This is a genomic window from Nocardia sp. NPDC003726 (genome assembly GCF_053586955.1).
This window is the reverse complement of sequence record NZ_JBSFNF010000002.1, coordinates 118,978-138,100: the sequence shown is the minus strand read 5'-3', so window position 1 is coordinate 138,100 and position 19,123 is coordinate 118,978. Positions and strand designations below refer to the sequence as shown.

The 19,123-nt window shown below is 68.5% G+C and carries 22 protein-coding genes; 12 read left to right on the top strand and 10 right to left on the bottom strand.

Features of this window, described 5'->3' with window-relative positions:
- Positions 1-297: 297 nt before the first annotated feature.
- Complete coding sequence (locus tag ACWDMM_RS03155) at positions 298-927, top strand: TetR/AcrR family transcriptional regulator (protein WP_195077431.1); 630 nt, start codon at positions 298-300, stop codon at positions 925-927.
- A gap of 119 nt (positions 928-1,046) precedes the next feature.
- Here the strand turns inward: ACWDMM_RS03155 and ACWDMM_RS03150 are convergent, their stop codons facing one another.
- Positions 1,047-1,229, bottom strand: coding sequence for a hypothetical protein (locus ACWDMM_RS03150; RefSeq protein ID WP_357104335.1), 183 nt, complete (start codon positions 1,227-1,229; stop codon positions 1,047-1,049).
- Between the two features lie 102 nt (positions 1,230-1,331).
- Here ACWDMM_RS03150 and ACWDMM_RS03145 point away from each other — a divergent pair, with 102 nt between their 5' ends.
- From ACWDMM_RS03145 to ACWDMM_RS03135, 3 genes are all read left to right on the top strand, one after another.
- Positions 1,332-1,565, top strand: a complete 234-nt coding sequence (locus tag ACWDMM_RS03145; protein WP_195077430.1) for a type 2 periplasmic-binding domain-containing protein — start codon at positions 1,332-1,334, stop codon at positions 1,563-1,565.
- Positions 1,566-1,705: 140 nt separating this feature from the next.
- Entirely contained in the window at positions 1,706-2,335 is a 630-nt protein-coding gene (locus ACWDMM_RS03140) for a VOC family protein (RefSeq protein ID WP_195077429.1), read from the top strand.
- An 83-nt stretch (positions 2,336-2,418) separates the two neighbouring features.
- Positions 2,419-2,793, top strand: coding sequence for a phosphomannose isomerase type II C-terminal cupin domain (locus tag ACWDMM_RS03135; RefSeq protein ID WP_195077428.1), 375 nt, complete (start codon positions 2,419-2,421; stop codon positions 2,791-2,793).
- 99 nt (positions 2,794-2,892) lie between these two features.
- Here the strand turns inward: ACWDMM_RS03135 and ACWDMM_RS03130 are convergent, their stop codons facing one another.
- From ACWDMM_RS03130 to ACWDMM_RS03110, 5 genes are all read right to left on the bottom strand, one after another.
- The gene (locus ACWDMM_RS03130) at positions 2,893-4,038 is read right to left on the bottom strand and encodes an esterase/lipase family protein (protein WP_323123934.1); all 1,146 of its coding nucleotides are present in this window, start codon (positions 4,036-4,038) and stop codon (positions 2,893-2,895) included.
- A gap of 326 nt (positions 4,039-4,364) precedes the next feature.
- Positions 4,365-5,735 (bottom strand): ABC1 kinase family protein, encoded by a 1,371-nt coding sequence (locus ACWDMM_RS03125; RefSeq protein WP_195077426.1) that lies wholly within the window; start codon positions 5,733-5,735, stop codon positions 4,365-4,367.
- Positions 5,736-5,848: 113 nt separating this feature from the next.
- Positions 5,849-7,096 carry a PucR family transcriptional regulator gene (locus ACWDMM_RS03120; RefSeq protein WP_323123935.1) on the bottom strand — a complete coding sequence of 416 codons (1,248 nt, stop codon included), beginning with the start codon at positions 7,094-7,096 and terminating at the stop codon, positions 5,849-5,851.
- A 282-nt stretch (positions 7,097-7,378) separates the two neighbouring features.
- On the bottom strand, positions 7,379-8,011 hold the full coding sequence (locus ACWDMM_RS03115) for a TetR/AcrR family transcriptional regulator (RefSeq protein ID WP_449935714.1): 633 nt from the start codon (positions 8,009-8,011) through the stop codon (positions 7,379-7,381).
- A gap of 147 nt (positions 8,012-8,158) precedes the next feature.
- Positions 8,159-8,341, bottom strand: a complete 183-nt coding sequence (locus tag ACWDMM_RS03110; protein ID WP_195077424.1) for a DUF6011 domain-containing protein — start codon at positions 8,339-8,341, stop codon at positions 8,159-8,161.
- Positions 8,342-8,468: 127 nt separating this feature from the next.
- Here ACWDMM_RS03110 and ACWDMM_RS03105 point away from each other — a divergent pair, with 127 nt between their 5' ends.
- The 3 genes from ACWDMM_RS03105 to ACWDMM_RS03095 all read left to right on the top strand — a co-directional run bounded on the left by ACWDMM_RS03105 (position 8,469) and on the right by ACWDMM_RS03095 (position 10,545).
- Positions 8,469-8,885 carry a hypothetical protein gene (locus ACWDMM_RS03105; RefSeq protein WP_195077423.1) on the top strand — a complete coding sequence of 139 codons (417 nt, stop codon included), beginning with the start codon at positions 8,469-8,471 and terminating at the stop codon, positions 8,883-8,885.
- Between the two features lie 188 nt (positions 8,886-9,073).
- Positions 9,074-10,066: a serine/threonine-protein kinase gene (locus tag ACWDMM_RS03100; RefSeq protein ID WP_357104321.1), complete on the top strand. Its 993-nt coding sequence runs from the start codon at positions 9,074-9,076 to the stop codon at positions 10,064-10,066.
- Positions 10,067-10,122: 56 nt separating this feature from the next.
- Positions 10,123-10,545: a hypothetical protein gene (locus ACWDMM_RS03095; RefSeq protein ID WP_195077421.1), complete on the top strand. Its 423-nt coding sequence runs from the start codon at positions 10,123-10,125 to the stop codon at positions 10,543-10,545.
- 55 nt (positions 10,546-10,600) lie between these two features.
- On the opposite strand, the gene ACWDMM_RS03090 is transcribed toward ACWDMM_RS03095, so the two are convergent.
- Both ACWDMM_RS03090 and ACWDMM_RS03085 read right to left on the bottom strand, forming a co-directional pair.
- Positions 10,601-11,524, bottom strand: a complete 924-nt coding sequence (locus ACWDMM_RS03090) for an SDR family NAD(P)-dependent oxidoreductase (protein ID WP_357104318.1) — start codon at positions 11,522-11,524, stop codon at positions 10,601-10,603.
- 89 nt (positions 11,525-11,613) lie between these two features.
- The gene (locus ACWDMM_RS03085; protein WP_323123936.1) at positions 11,614-12,282 is read right to left on the bottom strand and encodes a TetR/AcrR family transcriptional regulator; all 669 of its coding nucleotides are present in this window, start codon (positions 12,280-12,282) and stop codon (positions 11,614-11,616) included.
- Positions 12,283-12,302: 20 nt separating this feature from the next.
- Between ACWDMM_RS03085 and ACWDMM_RS03080 the strand changes: the two genes are divergently transcribed.
- The 4 genes from ACWDMM_RS03080 (at position 12,303) to ACWDMM_RS03065 (ending at position 15,891) form a co-directional block, all read left to right on the top strand.
- Positions 12,303-13,310, top strand: a complete 1,008-nt coding sequence (locus ACWDMM_RS03080) for a GlxA family transcriptional regulator (RefSeq protein WP_195077419.1) — start codon at positions 12,303-12,305, stop codon at positions 13,308-13,310.
- Positions 13,311-13,413: 103 nt separating this feature from the next.
- On the top strand, positions 13,414-14,136 hold the full coding sequence (locus ACWDMM_RS03075; protein WP_195077418.1) for an alpha/beta fold hydrolase: 723 nt from the start codon (positions 13,414-13,416) through the stop codon (positions 14,134-14,136).
- A 38-nt stretch (positions 14,137-14,174) separates the two neighbouring features.
- A complete protein-coding gene (locus tag ACWDMM_RS03070; RefSeq protein ID WP_195077417.1) occupies positions 14,175-15,140 on the top strand; it encodes an alpha/beta hydrolase in 966 nt (321 codons plus the stop codon).
- A 22-nt stretch (positions 15,141-15,162) separates the two neighbouring features.
- Positions 15,163-15,891, top strand: a complete 729-nt coding sequence (locus ACWDMM_RS03065) for an alpha/beta fold hydrolase (RefSeq protein WP_357204932.1) — start codon at positions 15,163-15,165, stop codon at positions 15,889-15,891.
- Between the two features lie 234 nt (positions 15,892-16,125).
- Here the strand turns inward: ACWDMM_RS03065 and ilvD are convergent, their stop codons facing one another.
- Positions 16,126-17,832: a dihydroxy-acid dehydratase gene (gene ilvD / locus ACWDMM_RS03060; protein WP_195077415.1), complete on the bottom strand. Its 1,707-nt coding sequence runs from the start codon at positions 17,830-17,832 to the stop codon at positions 16,126-16,128.
- A gap of 129 nt (positions 17,833-17,961) precedes the next feature.
- On the opposite strand from ilvD, the gene ACWDMM_RS03055 reads away from it, so the two are divergent.
- Positions 17,962-18,348 (top strand): helix-turn-helix domain-containing protein, encoded by a 387-nt coding sequence (locus tag ACWDMM_RS03055; protein ID WP_195077414.1) that lies wholly within the window; start codon positions 17,962-17,964, stop codon positions 18,346-18,348.
- Here ACWDMM_RS03055 and ACWDMM_RS03050 read toward each other — a convergent pair whose 3' ends face one another.
- On the bottom strand, positions 18,349-18,942 hold the full coding sequence (locus ACWDMM_RS03050; RefSeq protein WP_039799894.1) for a ClpP family protease: 594 nt from the start codon (positions 18,940-18,942) through the stop codon (positions 18,349-18,351). It abuts the gene before it with no gap.
- Positions 18,943-19,123 lie beyond the last annotated feature (181 nt).

Sequence of the window (19,123 nt, the reverse complement as noted above, 5' to 3'; positions counted from 1 at the left end):
GATGAACCAACGTCCGCCCGCTCGGGAAGCGCGGTTGGCTGACCACGAGGCAGACCAGCGTCAACGTAATCCCACACCTTCACAAACGCAAGTGTTCCTAGCTTTAAGCGCCCGACGAGAGGAATCGGTCGATCCTGACCACGCGGGTGATCTTCCCTGCGGCTCTTGCACATCGCCGAACACCAGTGGCATCTGGCCTGCGAGTTCGGCAACCGGATCACCGCGTATCCGCGCTGACCGAACCGCTCGCGGCCCGGTCCGCCGGTCGCCGGCTCGCGCATCGAGTAGAACAGGGGCATGGACCGGCGCGGACGCGACGCGAGCATCGAGGAACTGTCACCGCCCCCGGCCCCGCGCAAGCGGACCGGGGGACGGTCGGCGCGCGTACGCGAGGCGGTACTGACCGCGACGCTGGAACAGGTGGCCGAACACGGGATCGAGGGGTTGACCATCGGCGATGTCGCGGCCAGGGCGGGCGTGGCGGAAACGACGATCTACCGGCGCTGGGGCACGCGCACGGCCTTGATCGCCGAGACCGTCACCGAATTGGCGGCGGCGGGCAATCCCGCTCCCGATACCGGGACGTTGCGCGGCGATCTCCGGCAACTCGCCGAACAGATCTCCCACCTGCTCTCGCGCCCCGGCATCGCGCGGCTACTGGGCACGACCATCGCCCTGTCGGCCGACCCCGAGGTCGCCGAGGCGCGCCGACGCTTCTGGGTCGACCGCTTCGACCGAACCGCGCACGTCATCGGCAGGGCCGTCGATCGCGGCGAGCTGCCATCGGACGTCGATGCCCGCGAAGTGCTCGAAACCCTCTCCGCCCCGATATATTTCCGTCTCCTGGTGGTGGATGGTCCGCTCGACGACGAATTCATCGCGCGCTGCATCGAGCACACGCTCATCCTGCATGGGGTGCCCCGCTGAGGGTCCGCGCCTTCGACGACTGTGCTCACCCCGAGCGGCGAGGGCCGCTCAAACCTTCCCGTGCGGCGTGACCTCCGTGTCGTGTTCGCCGGACGGCGCGCCGACCGCTCCGAGCAGGCTCAGCACGTCGACGGCTTCAGCGACCCGCCGGGACCCTGCGCTGCGGCCTCGGCCGGTTGTGCGGCGACCCAGATCCGCGATGGGCCTGCATCGTGGCGACCGGAGACGAACCACACTCCGGTCGCCGGTTCGATGTGGTAGGCGGCTTCCCGGACTCCGACCGTGAGGAAGGTTTCGGTCACGATCTGCGCCCACGGCTCGATGCCGCGGGCGCGCAGTTCCGTAGTTCGGGGTGGCCGACCATGTCGATGTCGTCGGGAGGGGGTCGCTGGTCCAACTGAGTTGTGCCGGCATGGAGTTCGCGCCGTCGGTGGCCCAACTGCGTTCACCTGGCCGACGACCCGGCCTACCGCCGGGGCCTGTCGGTGCGGCCGTGCCCGGTCGATCTCGACCCGCTGGTGCAGGCCATGTGGTGGCATCCGGCCTACGACAGCGAACCGGAACACCAGTTGTTGCGTGAGGTGGTCCGCGCCGTCGTCCGGGACGTATTCCCTCCCGGCGACAACCTCGACCCATGAGGGTCGCCCCGGCGAGCGCTCCGCCGGATTCGTCCGTCGCCCGAGCTGCCGGATGGTCTCGGACCGGATGCCAGGCGGCGCGACCGACCGGTCAGGAATCGAGAAGCGGCGCGCGCCGCGGGGCGCCTAGCGTTGGGGGCATGAACCTCACCACTGATCAGGCCGCGATCGATTCCGTCGTGCTCGAGGTGCCGGACCCGGACGCCGCCGAAGCCTTCTACGCTGCCGCGTTCGGACTCGGCGACAAGGTGCGCTTGCGCGCCTCCGACGCTGCGACCACCGGTTTTCGGGGTTACGTGCTGTCGCTTGTGGTGTCGCAGCCGAGCACCGTCGACAGCCTCGTCGGTACCGCCGTCGACGCGGGAGCGACGACGTTGAAGCCGGTCAAGAAGAGCTTCTGGGGCTACGGCGGCGTGGTGCAGGCTCCGGACGGGGCGATCTGGAAGGTGGCGACGTCGGCGAAGAAGAACACCGGGCCTGCCACCCGGGAAGTCGACAGTTTCGTAGTGCTCCTCGGGGTCGACGATGTCAAAGCGACCAAGCAGTTCTACGTCGACCGCGGCCTGGCCGTGGCGAAGAGCTTCGGCAGCAAATATGTAGAGTTCGCCACCCCGGCCGATGCGGTCAAACTCGCGCTCTACGGGCGGCGCGCCGCGGCCAAAGACGCGGGCATCGCACCAGAGGGCTCCGGGGCGCACCGATTCGCCATCCGCGGCACTATCGGCCCGTTCGTGGACCCGGACGGTTTCGCCTGGGAGACCGCCGACTGAGCGGTTCGACCGCCGGCCCGCCCCACCGCAGGGTGCGCACCCCGACGGATTCCCGGACGAGACTGCTGAGGCAGGATAGCGCCGTGACCGAATCCTCTCAGCGCCCATGGGGCAGCTACACCATCCTCACCGAAGGCGACGGCTTCAAGGTCAAGACCATCGAGGTACACCCCGGCCGGCGCCTCAGCTACCAAAAACATGCGCGCCGCGCCGAGCATTGGTTCGTGGTAGCCGGAGAAGGGCTGGTCACGCTCGACGGCGACACCGTCGAAGTGCGCACCGGAGAGGCCATCGATATCCCGCTGGGCGCCGCTCACCGCATTCACAACACCGGTCCGACCCCACTGGTTTTCGTGGAGGTACAGCACGGCGACTATTTCGGAGAGGACGACATCGTCCGCCTCGAAGACGACTACGGGCGGTCGGAGACGAATCAGCCTGCGAAGCAGTCGGTCTGACCGAATCGCCGTCAACAGGCGGTCGTCCCGGTCACATGGGTGTGCCCATCGAGCGAGGGACCAGGTCGCTCGATGGGCACTTCGCCGTGGCGCGGACCGTCAGAGTGAGCCGCCGCCGCCCAGCAGCCACGGGTTGAACGTGCACTCCAGATTCGGGTGACCAGCCGGATCGAGAGCCCGCAGCGCGATCGACAACGCGCGCGGCGAATACATCATCGTCAGATGATCCGACACGTCTTGCTCGCACCCGTCCTGCAGCGTGATGTTCTGCACCGCCACCCCCGGCGCCGCCTTCAGGAACGTCAGGTCATACGGATTGGTGATCTCGTCGTACCGCGTGCCGACGATCGTGTAATCCACCCCCGTGATCGTGTCGCCGTGCTCGTTCAGCTTGTTGACGAAATCCGAGCCGATCGTCTGCTGGATTCCCGCGTGCCCGACGAAGATCTCCACGAAACCGAGCACATCGATACCGAAGTTGTTGATCGCCCGCCCGAGCGCGCCGATGCCGTCCAAACTAGTCCCGTGGTGCGTGGCGCCGAAAGTGACCAGATTCTTCACCTTCGCCGCACCGCCCTCGAACTTCGTGTACCAGTTCGACATCGATCCACCCTGGGAATGCGCCACGATATCGACTTCCGAAGCGCCGGTCGCCGCCAGCACCCGGTCCACGAACACCGCCAGCTGTTTGGCCGAATCCTGGATGTAACCGGTGCCCATCACCCCGGGCAGCACCGATCCCAGGCCCCCGCCTTCCAGGAGATTCGACCGCCCATAGTTGAACGTGAACGTGCAGAATCCGGCGTCTTTGATCGGCTGGCCCATGAACGCGAATCCGTTGTACGCGTTCATCCACGTTCCGTGCACCAGAACCACCGGACGCGGATGCTCGGCCGTCGGTTTACACGCCCAGTCGTTCGTCCCCGGCGGCGCCACGTCCGGATGCGTCAATCCGTATCCGAACGCCGCCAGCCACGACGTCATCGGCGGACCGAAACCCACAGTGTCGCTGGCGTAACCGCCCGAGGATCCCGAACTGCTGCCCGACCCTCCGTAACAGTCACCGGAGCCGTTACCCGACCCGGCCCCACTCCCCGACGTACACGCAGAACCCGACCCCGCGCTTCCCGAATCCGCCACCGGCGCCGCCTTACGGCCCGCCGCGATGTAATCGGCCAGCTGCTGCTCCGTCGGTCCTGCCTCGGGCGCCGCGTGCCCGGTCAGCACGCTCAACCCCATCGTCATGGTCGCGGTTACGGTGAATACGGCGGTACGCAGTATTCGCCGACTGACGCTTGATCTCATCGAATGCCTTTCCGTATCTCGACATCGTTGTCCTTGCCGGCAGGCGCGCCTCGCAATGTCGAACGGCAGCAACGATAGGACGCCGATCAGTGGAAAATGCTGGTCAGCGCGGGACTCTGGGCGGCTCACTGCGAAGTTGCGGGCTCATATATGAGCGGCCACAGAACGGCGGAACACGAGCTACACCTGGCGAGGACGGGCGGCCGGTGAGAAACCGCGCCACCTCCCCTTTCCGGCAGGCGATCGGAAAGAAGCGGTAGCGGGTGTCACAAACTGTCCCGCCATTTCGCGATGGCGCGCCCGACCTCGGTGACGGGAGGCTCGTGGTAGAGCCACTCCCTTGCCAGCCGGTGCCAATTGTTGGTGACCCGCAACTGACCGAGCACGGCGAAGGTGAACAGATCCGCACGCCGGGAGAACACGTGCTCCGGCGGAAGCAACTGCTGCCGCATACCTTTGAACTCGGCGGCACGAGGATCGACAGCGAGAATCACCGCGCCGGTGGCGATCTCGGGGGTGATCGTTATCCGCTCGTCGAGCAAATGCCACCCCGCCGCCGCCCAGACGTATTCCAAACACTCCTCCGCGGCGACACCCGCGTCCGGGTCGATGATGCCGCGTCCGACCCAGGCCTCGTAGAGGTCTCCGGCGCGGTGTTCTCCGGCCGCCCGCAGACACGCGCGCTCGAAATCGACATGCGCGGGGTCCATCCGGTCGTAGAGCCCGAAATCGACGAACGCGAGCCGGCCGTCGGCCGCGAGGAGGATATTTCCCGGATGCGGGTCGCCGCAGAATTCGTTGTCCTGGAACAGCGAACTGATGTAAAAGCGGTAGATCAGCTCACCGAAGCGATCGCGTTCGGCGTCGGGCAGCGTCCGGAGCTGCTGAAAATTCTCTCCTGCGACGAATTCCGTTACGAGAACTCTTCGGACGCAATATTCCTCGATACTGTCCGGCACCGTGATGAAAGGATGGCCGCGATACCGCATCGCGACGCGATGCTGGGTCCTGGCTTCCCGCGGATAGTCGAGTTCGTTGCCGATGTTGCGCGCGATCTCGTCCAGCACGGCACTGTCGGCGGCGCTGGGCAGCATGGATCTCCACAGCTTGCTGAGCGTTTCGAGATTGCGCATGTCCGCGTGGACGGCCTCGTCTACGCCGGGATACTGCACTTTCACCGCGACGGCGCGCCCGTCGTGCAGCAGCGCCCGATAGACCTGGCCGATGGATGCCGCGGCGATCGGCGTCTCGTCGAAATCGGCGAAGACGCGCGCGAGCGGCCCGAGATCGTCCTCGATGACCTTCGACATCGCCGCGAACGGTACGGCGGGCGCTTGATCGCGGAGTTCGGCCAGCTTGCCGCGGAAGAGTTCCCGATGCGATTCCGGAACGAAGTCGGCGTCGAGGACCGACAACATCTGGCCCAGCTTCATCGCCGCGCCTTTCATGCTGCCGAGCACGGTGACGACCTGCTGCGCGGTCGCGAGCGTGGAACGCTCGGCCAGCACTCGCCGGGCCTCTTCGGTCCGGCCGATCATCGACAACCGGGTGCCGACCCCGCGCACGGCTTGACCCGCGGCCAGTCTGCCCAACCGACCGCTCCTGGCCAGACGTCCTCCGGGCACTCGATCGGCCACGGCATGCACCTCCATGAGCATCCGCGCGGCGTGCGTCGCACGTCCGGATATTCTTCGCACCCGGACCGCGAATTGTCGAGGGCGCGACGCAGCGCCGTGGCCGGAATGCCGGTCTACCGTGAGCCGGCCATGCGCCGGGCACCGGCCGGTATCCGCCGGGTGCCGTCCTCGGTCCAGACGATCAGCGCCGAACGCAGGTACCACAGTCCCCTGGGGTCGGCGGGGTCGAGACCGGTGAGCTGGGCGATCCGGCGGAGCCGGTAGTCGACGGTGTTGGGATGCACATGGAGGTGCCGGGCGGTGCGCTGGCGGTTGAGGTCGTTGTCGATGTGAATCCGCAATGTCTCCAGGAGGTCCGGGTGCTCCATCAGCGGCGCGACCTGGGTGCTCAGGACATCGCGGCCGATGCCGGGGCGGGTGAGCTGGTATTGCAGCGCCAGTTCGGTGAATCGGTACAAGCCGGGCCCGTGTCCGAGTTGCTCGACGGTGTCGAGCAGTTCGTGGGCTTGGGCAGCGGCGGCGGAGACCTGCCTCGGCCCCGCGGTCACGACGGCGGCGGTGATCGGCACACGCGCCGCCGCGGCGAGCTTGTCCACCACGCTGTCGAGATCCAGCGCGCTGACCTGGGTGGTGGGAATGAGGATCGTTCCTCCGTCGACCGACAGCAGCGACAGCGCGCGGCCGTCGAACAGGTCGGCGAGACCGGACTGGAGCCGGCGGAGCTTACGCCGGGCGACGACTCGGCTGTCGAGCTGGGGAAGACGCTCGTCGGGATGCGCCGGTAACGCGACCGCGAGCACGAAATACTCCTCGGCGACCGGTATCCCGCATTCCCGAGCCATCATCGAGGTCGCGTGACCGCCGAGCAGCGCCGAAGTCAGGGTGTGCATCGCGGTGTGGCCCTCCGCCGCTACGGCTTTGCACTCTCGCACATAGGCTTTGCTGACCGTCGCGGTGATCAGATTCAGCAGCTCGAGCGTGACGGCGGTGCCGGTGACGAGGTGGGCGCGGTCCGTCGCGCCTTTGTCGGCCAGCAGCATGCCCAGACCGAATTTGAACCCGGCATGGATCGCGTGGAGGATGCCGTCGATCGGGATGCCTTTCCTGGCCCATCCCGCCGCGGCGGTCCGCAGAATCTCGGTCCGTCCGGTCGAATCCTGCCCGTTCAAGCGCTGCACGGCCCAGTCCAAGCACATCCGCACCACGACAGCGACTTCCGCTTCGGCCGTGCCGCCGGGCAGAGCGGCGGAATCGATGAGGTGCGCGACGACCTTCGCGGCCGTGCGCTGGGCTTTCGGGGAAAGCGGCACGGTCTGCCGTGCCTGGTTCGATCCGGGGTTGGCGATGCTTTCGATCGTCACTGGTGACCTCCTTGTCGCCGTGGAGCCGAGGCCGCGCCGGATGTGCGCTGGATGCGACCGTGACCACCTCGCGATGTCCGCGGCGCTACCTGCCGTTCGGTCTGTGGAAAAACGGTAAACCGCAGGCCGACTCAGTTGCTACTCCGCTTCGGCCGCCCGGGACCGAAACGGAAAAAGTCGGTTTGACCAGGCAAGATCATGAACGGCCACCCGCTTTCGGAAGCCCATCCGCAGCACATACATGGTCAGGTACTCACTTTTTGCGCGGCGCGCCGCTGCTACTCAAACGGCGGCGCGCGCCGCGACCTCGGCGTCGGCCCATGCGCCGATCATCCGCGCCGTCATGTCGATCGCCTCCGCGCGCACCGGATCGTCGACCTCGAGGGCGGACGCGCGCAGCACCGCCGCGAAACCGGTGTTGATCACGACGAATGTCATCACGTCGTACTCGTGATCGTCACCGGGACCGAGCGTCTGGATCAGCATCACCTTCACCAGCAGGCGCAGCCGCGGTTCGAACTCGGGGATGCCACTGCTGTAGAACTGGACGCCGGCGACGAGCGCGCGCACCAACTTCGCGTTGGCCACCAACTCTTCGGTGATCACTCCCAGGATGTCGGCGGCGACCTGCTGCATCGTTTTCCCCGACACGTCGAAGACGCGCTGGGTGAAGCGCCGTTCCACCGTCTCGAGCAGCCGTTCGAGCAGTTCTTCGACCAGGACGCCGCGATCGGCGAAGTACCGGTAGACCGTGCCGATGCTCACGCCCGCTTCGGCCGCGATCCGGTTGGTCGAGGTGTTGGCGATACCGCGCTCACCGAACAGCCGCGCCGCCGTATCCAGAATGTGCTCCCTGGTCGCCTTGGCTCGTGCCTGAGCGGGACGACGACGTTGACCCACAGCCTTCGGCGGCATGACTTCCTCCCGCCCGTTCACTGAAAATGAGCGTTGCTCATCTTAACCACAGCAAGCGGCGTCGCGCCCGAACTCGAGTGCTCTGACGCGCACTCAACGCTTCCGCACCGACCGGACCGACGGTCGGCGAGCGGACGAATCCGCAGCTCATGCCGCGACGTCGAAAAGAGTGAGCTCGCCCGCGGATTGGGCGCGCAGCTCGGCGCGCTCACGGATCGCGCAAGTCGGGCCGATTCCTTGTGCGACCGATTGCGGCGACAGCAGCCAACCGTGACAGCGACGGCAATGCGCGACCAGTCGCACCATGGGGCGGTCATCAATCTCGGCCAATTCGTTCTCCTCTGGCCAGGTGACTACGCCGCCAGTGTGGCATGAGGCACCGACAAACTCCCCGGCTCGGCGTTGTCCACCGCAGCCGCATGAGATCTCGCACACGCGTTGAGGAAAGATGTGGCCCATGACCGCTTCTCGACTGATTCGTTCGTTGGTGGGTACCGCACCCGCGGTGCTCGCCGTCCTCAGCTTCACCGCGGCCGGAGGGGTCGCGACCGCCCAAGCCGCGCCCGGCATTCCCTCGGTTCCCGGCGTCGTGCAGCGCCTGCAGATCGCTCCCGGCCACAACAGCATCGAGGCCAGCGGCAACGTCGCGCAGGGCAAGGCCGACAGCTACTCCATCGCCACGGCGCCGGGGCAGCGCCTGAGCTTCGACGTCGCGGGTAATGCCCGCGTCTCGGTGGCCCCGCTGATCGGCCCGCAGGTCGCCAACGAGGTTCCGCACGCCGATCTCGTCGCCGACGGCAACGACTACCAGATCGTCGTCTCCTCCGCCGACGGCTCGGCGGCCGGCTACACCCTCAAGGTCACCATCGTCTGACGTACGCCTTCCGCCCGCCGGCCCGATGAGTCGTGGCACGACCTCCGGGACGGCGGGCGAAGTCCGTGCCCAGCCCGCTCCCGGCCGGCGAGCAAGGACGCCTGCTCGTCTCCGAGCAGACAGTGCCGTTGGGCACACCCGAGGCAAACATCCGCGTGCGGCGGATCGCCTAGCACTATGGTGAGGCGGTGCTGCTCGAACCAGGTGACCAGTTCGCGGGCTTCGTCGTGCGGGCCCCACTGGGACACGGCGGCAGCAGTCAGGTGTACCTGGCCGAGGATCCGGAGTGGTCGCGGCCGGTGTCGTTGAAGATTCTCGGACCCGAGGACAGCCGGTCGCCAGAGGCGCGCGCTCGATTCGTGCACGAGTTCGACATCTTGTCGGCGCTGCGGCACCCCGACATCGTGCGGATGTACACCCACGGGGAAACCGATGGCAGGTTGTGGTCGGCTCACGAGTACGTCGCGGGCGCGACGGGTTCGACGTTGGTGCGATCGCCGCGCCGGTACCCGGACTTGCGGCAGGTGCTCCACGTGCTGACGCACGTCGCGGCGGGATTGGACTTCGCACACGCCAACGGAGTGGTCCATCTCGACGTGAAACCGGCGAACGTGCTGGTCGGGACGGACGAGCCCGCGACGGTGAAGATCTCGGATTTCGATTCGGCCCGATGGCTGGACCGCCCGGAGCCGCCGCTGGCCACCGACGGGTTCGTCGTCGTCTCGGTGCCGTATGCCGCACCGGAACTGCTGCGAGCGGACACAGTGTCACCGGCGACCGACCAGTACGCCTTGGCCTGTTCCGCCGTCGAACTGCTCACCGGGCACACGCCGTTCGCTCGCGGCAACCTCATGGCCACCGCCGAAGCGCAGCTGAACGAACCGCCTCCCACGCTATCCACACGCCACCGCTGGATCCCGCCCGAGGTCGACGCGATCCTGCACCGGGCACTCGCCAAGGCCCCCGGCGAGCGCTACGACTCCTGCGCCGAACCCGTCCGCCTGCTCACCGAGACGCTCGCCGACGTCGATCCCCGCCCGCTCGCCCCCATCCTGAACCGTCTGAAGGTGTCGGTCACCCGCTCGCCACTGCTGAATGCCACCCTCGGACGGCTCGGCAATCGGCTCGTGCTGCGGTTCCGGCCGCCCTTTGCGTCCGCTCTCGAGTACGCCCCGGTGTAGCCCTTGATTTGCCGGTTTCCTTGCGATGAGCCGGTACTGCGGTCACGCTGAAAGGTATGCGGACCCGCGATATCGAGGTCGGGTGCACCTATATGGTGCTGGTCCCGCAGCGCCTGCCGCGCAGTCGATACCCCGACTGCGACCAGCCGGGTTCGCTCACTTGGGCGTGGTCGTGGCTGCGCGGTGGCCGGTTCCGGCTCACCGTCACCGACATCGACCACACCAGCGATCCGACCACCGTCGAAGGGCTGCGGATCACCGCGAACTCCCGCATCGCCGTGGTGCTGACCGGTGAGCAAGCCAATGAACTCGGGCTGCCGGTCGGCGTGTTCCGAGTGCGCGGGACCTTGTTCGACGGCGAGGACCGGCCCGTGCGGCTGCCCGAGGTCGAACCGCTGCGAGTCCCCGCTCGCTGGCTGCGGCCGGTCGAGCAGCCCTGCTTGACGCACCGCGATATCGATTGCTTCCCTTACCTGTGAGGTTTCGCGGGAACCTGCGCCCACTGTGATCATCCGGCCGGTCCGGTCGCGCCGCTCAGGGCGTGTGAGGCGCGATGAGCTGCTCCACGGCCGCCCAGAGTTCGGCTTCGCGCCGCGGATCGTAGGACTCCTCCGACGAGCGGGCGACCCGGCCACGGTCGACGTAGGATCCGGTCGGCGCGGCCGTGGCGCCGAGGACCACGTCCGCGAGCTGGCGCCCGGCGGCAGCACGGCTGTTCGCGAACGGCGTGCGGGTCAGCGCGGGCAGGATGCGGCGCATCGCGAACCGGGAGACCGGGCCCGCGTTGCGAGCGAGATCGGTGCCGGGGACGAAGCCGGGGTTGAAGCCGATGACATCGATCCCTGTCGGCAGACGGCGGGCGTACTCGTGCACCAGATAGATGGCGGCGAGTTTGCTCGTCGAGTACGCGGTGCGGCCGGCGGCGGTGGTGCGCGGCGCGGAGAACGCGCCGGGGCGGGCCAGGACGTCCGGGGATCGCCAAGCCGGGCCCGGCACCATACCCATGTTGTGCCGGAAGTCGCCGAAGTGGGTGTCGCTCACGGTGATCACGACGCGGCCAGGGGCGCGCAAGCGATCCTCGAGCAGGCGCACGAACAGATGGTTGGCGAGCACGTTGACGGTGAAGGTGGACTCCAGCCCGTCGGGCCCCGCGGTGAGCGCGTTCGTGTACTGGATTCCCGCGTTGCCCACGAAACCGTGCAGCGGCGGCAGCTCGCCGCGGTCGAGCCTGCCGCGGATTTCGTCCGCCGCCGACCGCACGCTGTCCAGTACGCCGAGGTCCACCGGGACGTGCGACACCATCCCCCCGCCGGCGCCGAGTTCGGCCGCCAGCCGTGCGCCGGTGGCCTCGCGCGCGGCGACGACGAGATGCGTCTGCGGCGCCGCGTGCACGATGCGCTCCGCGGCGACGCGGCCGATGCCGCGACTCGCCCCGGTCATCACGATGGTCGACGGCATGGCGGCTCCTTCACTGCGTGATCTGCGCGTCGCGAACGGTCGCGCGGCGGGCACGCCGCCATGAACGCACGCCGTCCGGGCCGGCCGGATCAGTGCACGAGCTGGTCGGCCCATGCCCGTGGCAGCGCCGCACTCGACACATCGGCGATCTCGTGCAAACGCTGTGCGGAAAATCCCTGACGGCTGAGCTGGATCAGGCCCTGGGCGACCAGCACCACATTGGCGCTGACCGCCGAGAGCACGGCTTCGTCGTCGTCTCCCGCGGCGTGCATCGCCGACCGCAGCCGGTCGGCCACGCCCCGCTCCATCTCGGTGGTGGTCCGGCGGCCGATGGTGGCGACTTCGGGGATGCGGGTACCGAGATGGGCGATGCTGTTGATCATCAGGCAGCCGCGCCGGTTCGGCTGCGCGGCACAGTCTTCGATGATCGCCTGGTACAGCGCGCGCACCGCGGAGCGTGCCGAACCGCCCGCCGAACCGATGGCCTCGCGCACCAGACGCGCGCGGCGCTCGCAATAGCGTTCGAACGCCGCCAGGAACAATCCCCGCTTGCTGCCGTAGGCGGCGTAGATGCTCCCGTTGCCGACGCCGGTCGCGAGCGAGACGTCTTCCACCGAGGTGCTGTCGAAACCTTGCGACCAGAACAGCTCCGTCGCGGCGTCGAGCAGACTCGACTCGTCGAATCGCCGCGGCCGTCCCATGTGCTCACCGTACCAATCGGCGTGCGAGGTGGCGCACACCGCTTGTTCTGGAGGCACCACTCCATAATAATGATGACATGTCCAACACTTTCGCCGCCTCGCCCAGCAAACGGGTGGGCATCCTGGTCTTCGACGGCGTGAAGATGCTCGACTTCGTCGGGCCGGCGGAGGTGTTCGTCGAGGCGAACCAGTCGGTGGCGGGTTACGAGGTGGTCTTGATCTCGGCCGACGGCAAAGACGCGCAGACCTCGATCGGCGCCCGGGTGGAGGTGAGCTGCGCGGCGGCGGACGCGGGCCGTTTCGACACCGTGGTGATCCCGGGCAGCGAGCTGCCGCCGGGCAAATTCATGACACCCGAGGTGATGGCCGCCGCGCGGCATCTGTCCTGCAGCACCCGGCGGCTGGCCTCCATTTGCAGCGGCGCGTTCGTGCTGGCGGATCTGGGCCTGTTCGACGGCCGGCGCGCGACCACGCACTGGAAATTCGCGAACGAACTCGCGCGGCGCTACCCGGCGATCGACGTGGACCCGGATGCGATCTTCGTGCGAGACGGCAACCTGTACAGCTCGGCCGGGGTCGCCGCGGGCGTCGATCTCGCGCTGGCGCTGGTGGAAGAGGACCACGGCGCCGACGTCGCGCGGCGCGTGGCGCAGGCGCTCGTGGTCCCCATGCAGCGCGCGGGCGGCCAGTCGCAGTTCTCCGCGTCGCTGAGCGGACCAGCGCCGCGCAGTCCGCTGGTACGCAGAGTGGTGGACTTGATCTGTGCCGACCCGGCGTACCCGCACACGGTTCAGACGTTGGCCGCGCACGCGCGGGTCAGCGTCCGGCATCTGACCCGGCTGTTCCGCGCGGAACTCGAACGCTCGCCCGCGGAATACGTCGCGTTCATCCGTTTCGGCACCGCCAGGGACATGCTGCACGCCGGATACAGCGTGACGGAGGCCGCCATGGCCGCGGGGTACGGCACCAGCGAGGCGTTGCGCCGGGCGTTCGTGGCGCGCGTGGGCATCTCCCCGCGCAAGTACCAGCAGCGTTTCCGGTCGACCGTCAGGACCGATCCGGCGCTGGAGCAGGCCGTGTCCTGATTGGAGGCTTTTGTGGCCCGTGGGGAGGGGCGCGCGGCGGGGGCCGCGGCCGAGACTGAGTCGGCCACAGCGCCGCTGATCGAGCGCTGAAGAGAGGAAACATATGTCCGCCCCGGCTGATCCGACCATCGTTCTGGTGCACGGCGCTTTCGCCGACGCTTCGAGCTGGTCTCCCGTCACCGCACGGCTGCTCGACCAGGGCCATCGCGTCCTGGTTCCCCCGGTGTTCAATCGCAGCCTCTCGGCGGACGCGGCTTACATCAAGTCGTTCGTGGAGCGGATCGACGGCCCGGTCCTGCTGGCCGGGCATTCCTACGGCGGCGCCGTCATCACCGTCGCCGGCGTCGCCGACAACGTGGTCGGCCTGGTCTACGTGTCCGGCTACGCGCTGGAAGAAGGCGAAAGCCTGGGGCAGCTGCAGGGCGGGTTCCCGGATTCCGATCTGGCGGCCAACCTCGTCTACGCGCCGTACCCGATCGAGGGCGCCGAGCCGGGCACGGACGTCTCGGTCGCCGTCGCGGCCTTCCCCGAGGTCTTCGCCGCGGGCCTGGATCCGGCGAAGGCCGCGGTCCTCGCGGTCTCGCAACGGCCGCTGTCGGCTTTCGCGTTCACCGAGCCCGCCTCGGCGGCCGCGTGGAAGACGAAACCGGCCTGGGGCATCGTCTCCAGCGCCGACCGCACCATCAATCCCGACGTCGAGCGGTTCGGCTACCAGCGCGCCGGAGTGCGCGCGGCCGTCGAGATCGACGGGCCACACCTGGTGATGCAGACCCACCCCGACGAAGTCGTGGCCGTCATCGTCGACGCGATCGCGCAATCCGCCTGAGTTCCAGTAGTTCCACCCCCTTCCAGAGAGGCACGACCATGTCAGGTAACCCGCACGGCATCTCGCTCGAACCGGCGGCGCAGGAGTTCGTCGACGCGACCTCGCAGCCGCCGTTCCTGTACCAGCTCCCGCCCGAGGAGGGGCGCAAGGCGGTGGACTCGGTGCAGGACGCGCCGATCTTCAAGCCGGAGATCGACGAGGAGTGGATCACCGTCGACGGCGGCCCGACCGGCTCGGTGCGGGTCCGGATCGTCAAGCCGCAGGGGGTCACCGAAACGCTGCCGGTGATCATCTACACCCACGGCGCGGGGTGGGTGTTCGGCGACGCGCACACCCACGACCGCTTGGTGCGCGACCTGGCCGTCGGCACGCACGCCGCCGTGGTGTTCCCCGAGTACGACCGGTCGCCCGATGTGCGGTACCCGGTGGCCAACGAGCAGTCCTACCGGGTGGCGCAGTGGGTCACCGCGGAGGGCGCGCAGAAGGGCCTCGACTCGTCCCGCATCGCGATCGCGGGTGACTCGGTCGGTGGCAACATGGCCATCGCGCTGACGCTGATGGCCAAGGAGCGCGGCGATGTCTCCTTCGTTCAGCAGGTGCTGTTCTACCCGGTGACCGACGCCAACTTCGACACCGGCTCCTACGAGCGGTTCGCCGAGGGCTACTTCCTCACGCGCGAGGGCATGAAGTGGTTCTGGGATCAGTACACCACCAGCGCGGAGGATCGCGCCCGGATCACCGCGTCACCGCTGCGGGCGACCACCGAGCAGCTGGCCGGGTTGCCGCCTGCGCTGGTGATCACCGCCGAAGCCGATGTGCTGCGCGACGAGGGCGAGGCCTTCGCGGGCAAGTTGCGCGCCGCGGGCGTGCCGGTCACCCAGGTGCGCTACGGCGGGATCGTGCACGACTTCGTGATGGTCAACTCGCTGCACGACACCCACGCCGCCAAAGCCGCGGTGGCGCAGGCCGTCGCGGCGCTGCGGTCCGCTCTGTACACCGACTGAACGATTCGAAGGAACCACATTCGTGAGCACCGAGCCCACCAATCCTTCCGCGCCGACCATCGTGCTGGTCCACGGCGCGTTCGCCGACTCATCCAGCTGGAACGGAGTCGTCGAGCGTCTGCGCGCCCGAGGACATTCCGTGATCGCGGCCGCGAACCCGCTGCGCGGCCTCGACAGTGACGCGGCCTATGTAGCGTCGGTCCTCGATTCCGTGGCAGGGCCGAGCATTCTGGTCGGCCATTCCTACGGCGGAAGCGTCATCACGGTCGCCGCCGCAGGAAGAACCGATGTCGAAGCGCTCGTCTATATCGCCGCGTTCATTCCGGACGAGGGCGAGAGCGCGCTGCAATTGACCGACAAGTTCCCCGGATCGACGCTCGGGCCCACCACCCGGGCGGCGTCCTATCCACTGCCCGACGGGGGCGCCGGCACCGAGCTCTACATCCGGCAGGAGGAATTCCACCGGCAGTTCGCCGCCGACGTGCCCGCCGCCACCGCCGAGCTGATGGCCGCGACCCAGCGGCCGGTCGCCCTCGACGCGTTGCAACAGCCGGCGACCGCCGCCGCCTGGCGGGGCATCCGGTCGTTCGCGCTGGTCACCGGCGAGGACATGAACATCCCGGTGGAAGCGCAGCGGTTCATGGCCGAACGCGCAGGCGCCGAAGTCGTCGAGGTCTCGGCCTCGCACGCGGTCTCGGTGTCGGCTCCCGACGTGGTAGCTGAGCTCATCGCCCGAGCCGCCGCCGGTTAGGAATCCGCGGTCACGCGACGCGGCCCGCGCGGCAGGAGAGTCTTCCGTGCGGGCCGCGACGACCCAGCTGGATGGCGCGGATTTCCGCCTGCGCGGCTACCGCACTCGGCCGGAGTATCCGGTGCGCCGCATCGGATACCGAGCCTGGCATGTGCGTCCCTTTCCTCGGCCCACCGATCAGCGGCGGGTCCGCGCCGCCCGATCCAGGCCGTAGTGGCGCAGGATCGGGCGTCGTCAGCCGCAGACGGCCCCGCCGGAAGCGGAGCCCACCAGCTTGGTGTACTTGGCCAGGACGCCGCGGGTGTAGCGGGGCGGCAAGGGTTTCCAGTCGGTGCGGCGGGCAGCGAGTTCGTCGGCGTCGACCAGCAGGTCCAGCGTGCCCGCCGCGACGTCGAGGCGGATGCGGTCACCGTCGCGCACGAACGCGATCGGGCCGCCGTCCACGGCCTCCGGCGCGACGTGCCCGACGCACAGGCCCGTCGTGCCCCCGGAGAAGCGCCCGTCGGTGAGCAACAGCACGTCCTTGCCCAGGCCCGCGCCTTTGATGGCCGCGGTGATGGCCAGCATCTCCCGCATCCCCGGACCGCCCTTCGGACCCTCGTACCGGATGACGACCACGTCGCCCGCCGCGATGGTGCCGTCTTCGAGCGCGTCCATCGCGGCCCGTTCCCGATCGAAAACCCGTGCCGTGCCGGTGAACACGTCGGAATCGAAGCCCGCCGACTTGACCACGGCGCCATCCGGTGCCAGAGATCCGGACAGGATGGTGATGCCGCCGGTCGGATGGATCGGCGCAGCCATCGCACGGATCACCTTGCCGTCCGGGTCCGGCGGGGTGATGTCGGCCAGGTTCTCCGCCACTGTCCGTCCGGTCACGGTGAGACAGTCACCGTTCAGCAACCCGGCGTCGAGCAGGGCTTTCATCATGACCGGCACGCCCCCGATCCGGTCCACATCGGTCATGACATGGTTGCCGAAGGGTTTGACGTCCGCCAGGTGCGGCACCCGGCGACCGATCCGGGCGAAGTCGTCCAGCGACAGATCGACATTCGCCTCGTGCGCGATGGCCAGCAGGTGCAGCACGGCATTGGTGGAGCCGCCGAACGCCATGACGACCGCGATCGCGTTCTCGAACGCCGGTTTGGTGAGGATGTCCGACGGGGTGATGCCCTGGCGGATCAACTCGACCACGGCCTCGCCGCTGCGGCGGGCGTAACCGTCGCGGCGCCGGTCGGTCGCCGGCGGCGCGGCGCTGCCTGGCAGCGACATGCCGAGCGCCTCGGCCGCGCTGGCCATGGTGTTCGCGGTGTACATGCCGCCGCAGGCGCCCTCGCCGGGGCAGATGGCCCGCTCGATCGCGGCGACGTCGTCCCGGCTCATCAACCCTCGGGCACAGGCGCCGACCGCCTCGAAGGCGTCGATGATCGTCACTTCGCGCTCGCTGCCGTCGGAGAGCTTCGCGATCCCCGGCAGGATCGACCCCGCGTAGAGGAACACGCTCGCCAGATTCAGCCGGGCCGCGGCCATCAGCATTCCCGGCAGCGATTTGTCGCAGCCGGCCAGCAGCACCGAACCGTCGAGCCGCTCGGCTTGCATCACCGTCTCGACGCTGTCGGCGATCACCTCGCGCGAGACCAAGGAGAAGTGCATCCCCTCGTGTCCCATCGAGATGCCGTCCGACACCGAGATGGTGCCGAACTGCATGGGGAAGCCGCCGCCGGAGAAGACGCCGTCCTTGCAACCCCGGGCGAGCCGCTCCAGGGACAGATTGCACGGCGTGATCTCGTTCCACGAGGAGGCCACGCCGATCTGCGGCTTCTCCCAGTCGTCATCGCCCATGCCGACCGCGCGCAACATCCCGCGGGCGGCGGTCCGCTCCAGGCCGTCGGTGACGTCGCGGCTGCGTGGCTTCAAATCGGGGACTTTCGAATTCTCGGGCACGGTTTCCCATCATGCTCGCCTCCGCACCGATTGCGGCGGCGACCACGCCGAATCCACGCCGACCCGCCGCTCGTCCGCCCTGAGCGTAATGCCGGGCGGACCCGCGCCCGCGGACCTTACGCTCAGTTCATGAGCGAGCACCCGAGACTGCACTCGATTCCCGGTGGACGCGACGACCGTCCCCGCCAACCGGACTCGCGGACGCTTCCGGAACCCCTGTGGCGCGAGGTGCTCGGCGAACAGTTGCGCACCCTGCGGCTGGACCGGAACGAGACGCTGGTCGAGACGGCCCGGCGGGCCGGCATCTCCCCGCAGTATCTGTCGGAGGTCGAGCGGGGCCGCAAGGAGCCGTCGAGCGAGATGATCGCCGCCCTGGCCGGGTCGCTCGGCACCACGCTGGGCGAGCTCACCGGCCAGGTGGCCGACGACCTGCGCGCGCGCCGCCAGATCGCCCTGCTGCCGCGCTCGGCGCCGCGTTCCGGCACCGGGCCCACGCTCATGGCGCTGGCGGCCTGATCAGTCGCGTCGCCCCAGCACCTGATCGACGAGGCCGTACTCGATCGCGGCCGACGCCGTGAAGACCCGGTCGCGGTCGGTGTCGTGCCGCAGCCGCTCCACCGACTGCCCGGTGTGCCGGGACAGGATCGACTCGATCTCCGCCCGCAGCCGCACCAGCTCGTCGGCCTGCAGGATCAGGTCGGGAATCGCGCCCTGTCCGCGCGCGGCGGGTTGGTGCAGCACCACCCTGGCGTGCGGGAGCATGGCACGACGCCCCGGCTCGCCACCGGCCAGCAACACCGCGCCCACCGCGATCGCCTGGCCGACGCAAGTGGTCTGGACAGGCGATCGAATGTGCTGCATGGTGTCGTACACGGCGAGCATGGAGGACAGGTCGCCGCCCTCACAGTTGATGTAGAGGTTGATCTCCTGCTCCGGGCTCTCCGACTCCAGGTGCAGCAACTGTGCGATGAGCGCGTTGGCGACGCCCGAGTCGATCGGCGTGCCGAGGTAGACGATGCGCTCGGCGAGCAGGTGGGAGTAGATGTCGGTGATCCGCTCGCCGCCCCGCGGATGCTGCGCGATCACATTGGGGATGGTGTAAGTGCTCATGCTGTTTCCTTCACGCTGCGCTGCCGCCTCCGGGCCTGACCGTTCATGCTCCGCCTGATTCCGGCATGAACGGGGCCCTCCGTGGTCACGCTGCGCTGCCGCCTCCGGGCCTGACCGTTCATGCTCCGCCTGATTCCGGCATGAACGGGGCCCTCCGTGGTCACGCTGCGCTGCCGCCTCC

Bases quoted from the DNA above. Each gene is read 5' to 3' on its own strand.
- ACWDMM_RS03155 (WP_195077431.1), top strand. From the start codon at position 298: ATGGACCGGCGCGGACGCGACGCGAGCATCGAGGAACTGTCACCGCCC.
- ACWDMM_RS03140 (WP_195077429.1), top strand. From the start codon at position 1,706: ATGAACCTCACCACTGATCAGGCCGCGATCGATTCCGTCGTGCTCGAG.
- ACWDMM_RS03130 (WP_323123934.1), bottom strand. From the start codon at position 4,038: ATGACGATGGGGTTGAGCGTGCTGACCGGGCACGCGGCGCCCGAGGCA.
- ACWDMM_RS03115 (WP_449935714.1), bottom strand. From the start codon at position 8,011: ATGCCGCCGAAGGCTGTGGGTCAACGTCGTCGTCCCGCTCAGGCACGA.
- ACWDMM_RS03105 (WP_195077423.1), top strand. From the start codon at position 8,469: ATGACCGCTTCTCGACTGATTCGTTCGTTGGTGGGTACCGCACCCGCG.
- ACWDMM_RS03095 (WP_195077421.1), top strand. From the start codon at position 10,123: ATGCGGACCCGCGATATCGAGGTCGGGTGCACCTATATGGTGCTGGTC.
- ACWDMM_RS03090 (WP_357104318.1), bottom strand. From the start codon at position 11,524: ATGCCGTCGACCATCGTGATGACCGGGGCGAGTCGCGGCATCGGCCGC.
- ACWDMM_RS03080 (WP_195077419.1), top strand. From the start codon at position 12,303: ATGTCCAACACTTTCGCCGCCTCGCCCAGCAAACGGGTGGGCATCCTG.
- ACWDMM_RS03075 (WP_195077418.1), top strand. From the start codon at position 13,414: ATGTCCGCCCCGGCTGATCCGACCATCGTTCTGGTGCACGGCGCTTTC.
- ACWDMM_RS03070 (WP_195077417.1), top strand. From the start codon at position 14,175: ATGTCAGGTAACCCGCACGGCATCTCGCTCGAACCGGCGGCGCAGGAG.
- ACWDMM_RS03055 (WP_195077414.1), top strand. From the start codon at position 17,962: ATGAGCGAGCACCCGAGACTGCACTCGATTCCCGGTGGACGCGACGAC.
- ACWDMM_RS03050 (WP_039799894.1), bottom strand. From the start codon at position 18,942: ATGAGCACTTACACCATCCCCAATGTGATCGCGCAGCATCCGCGGGGC.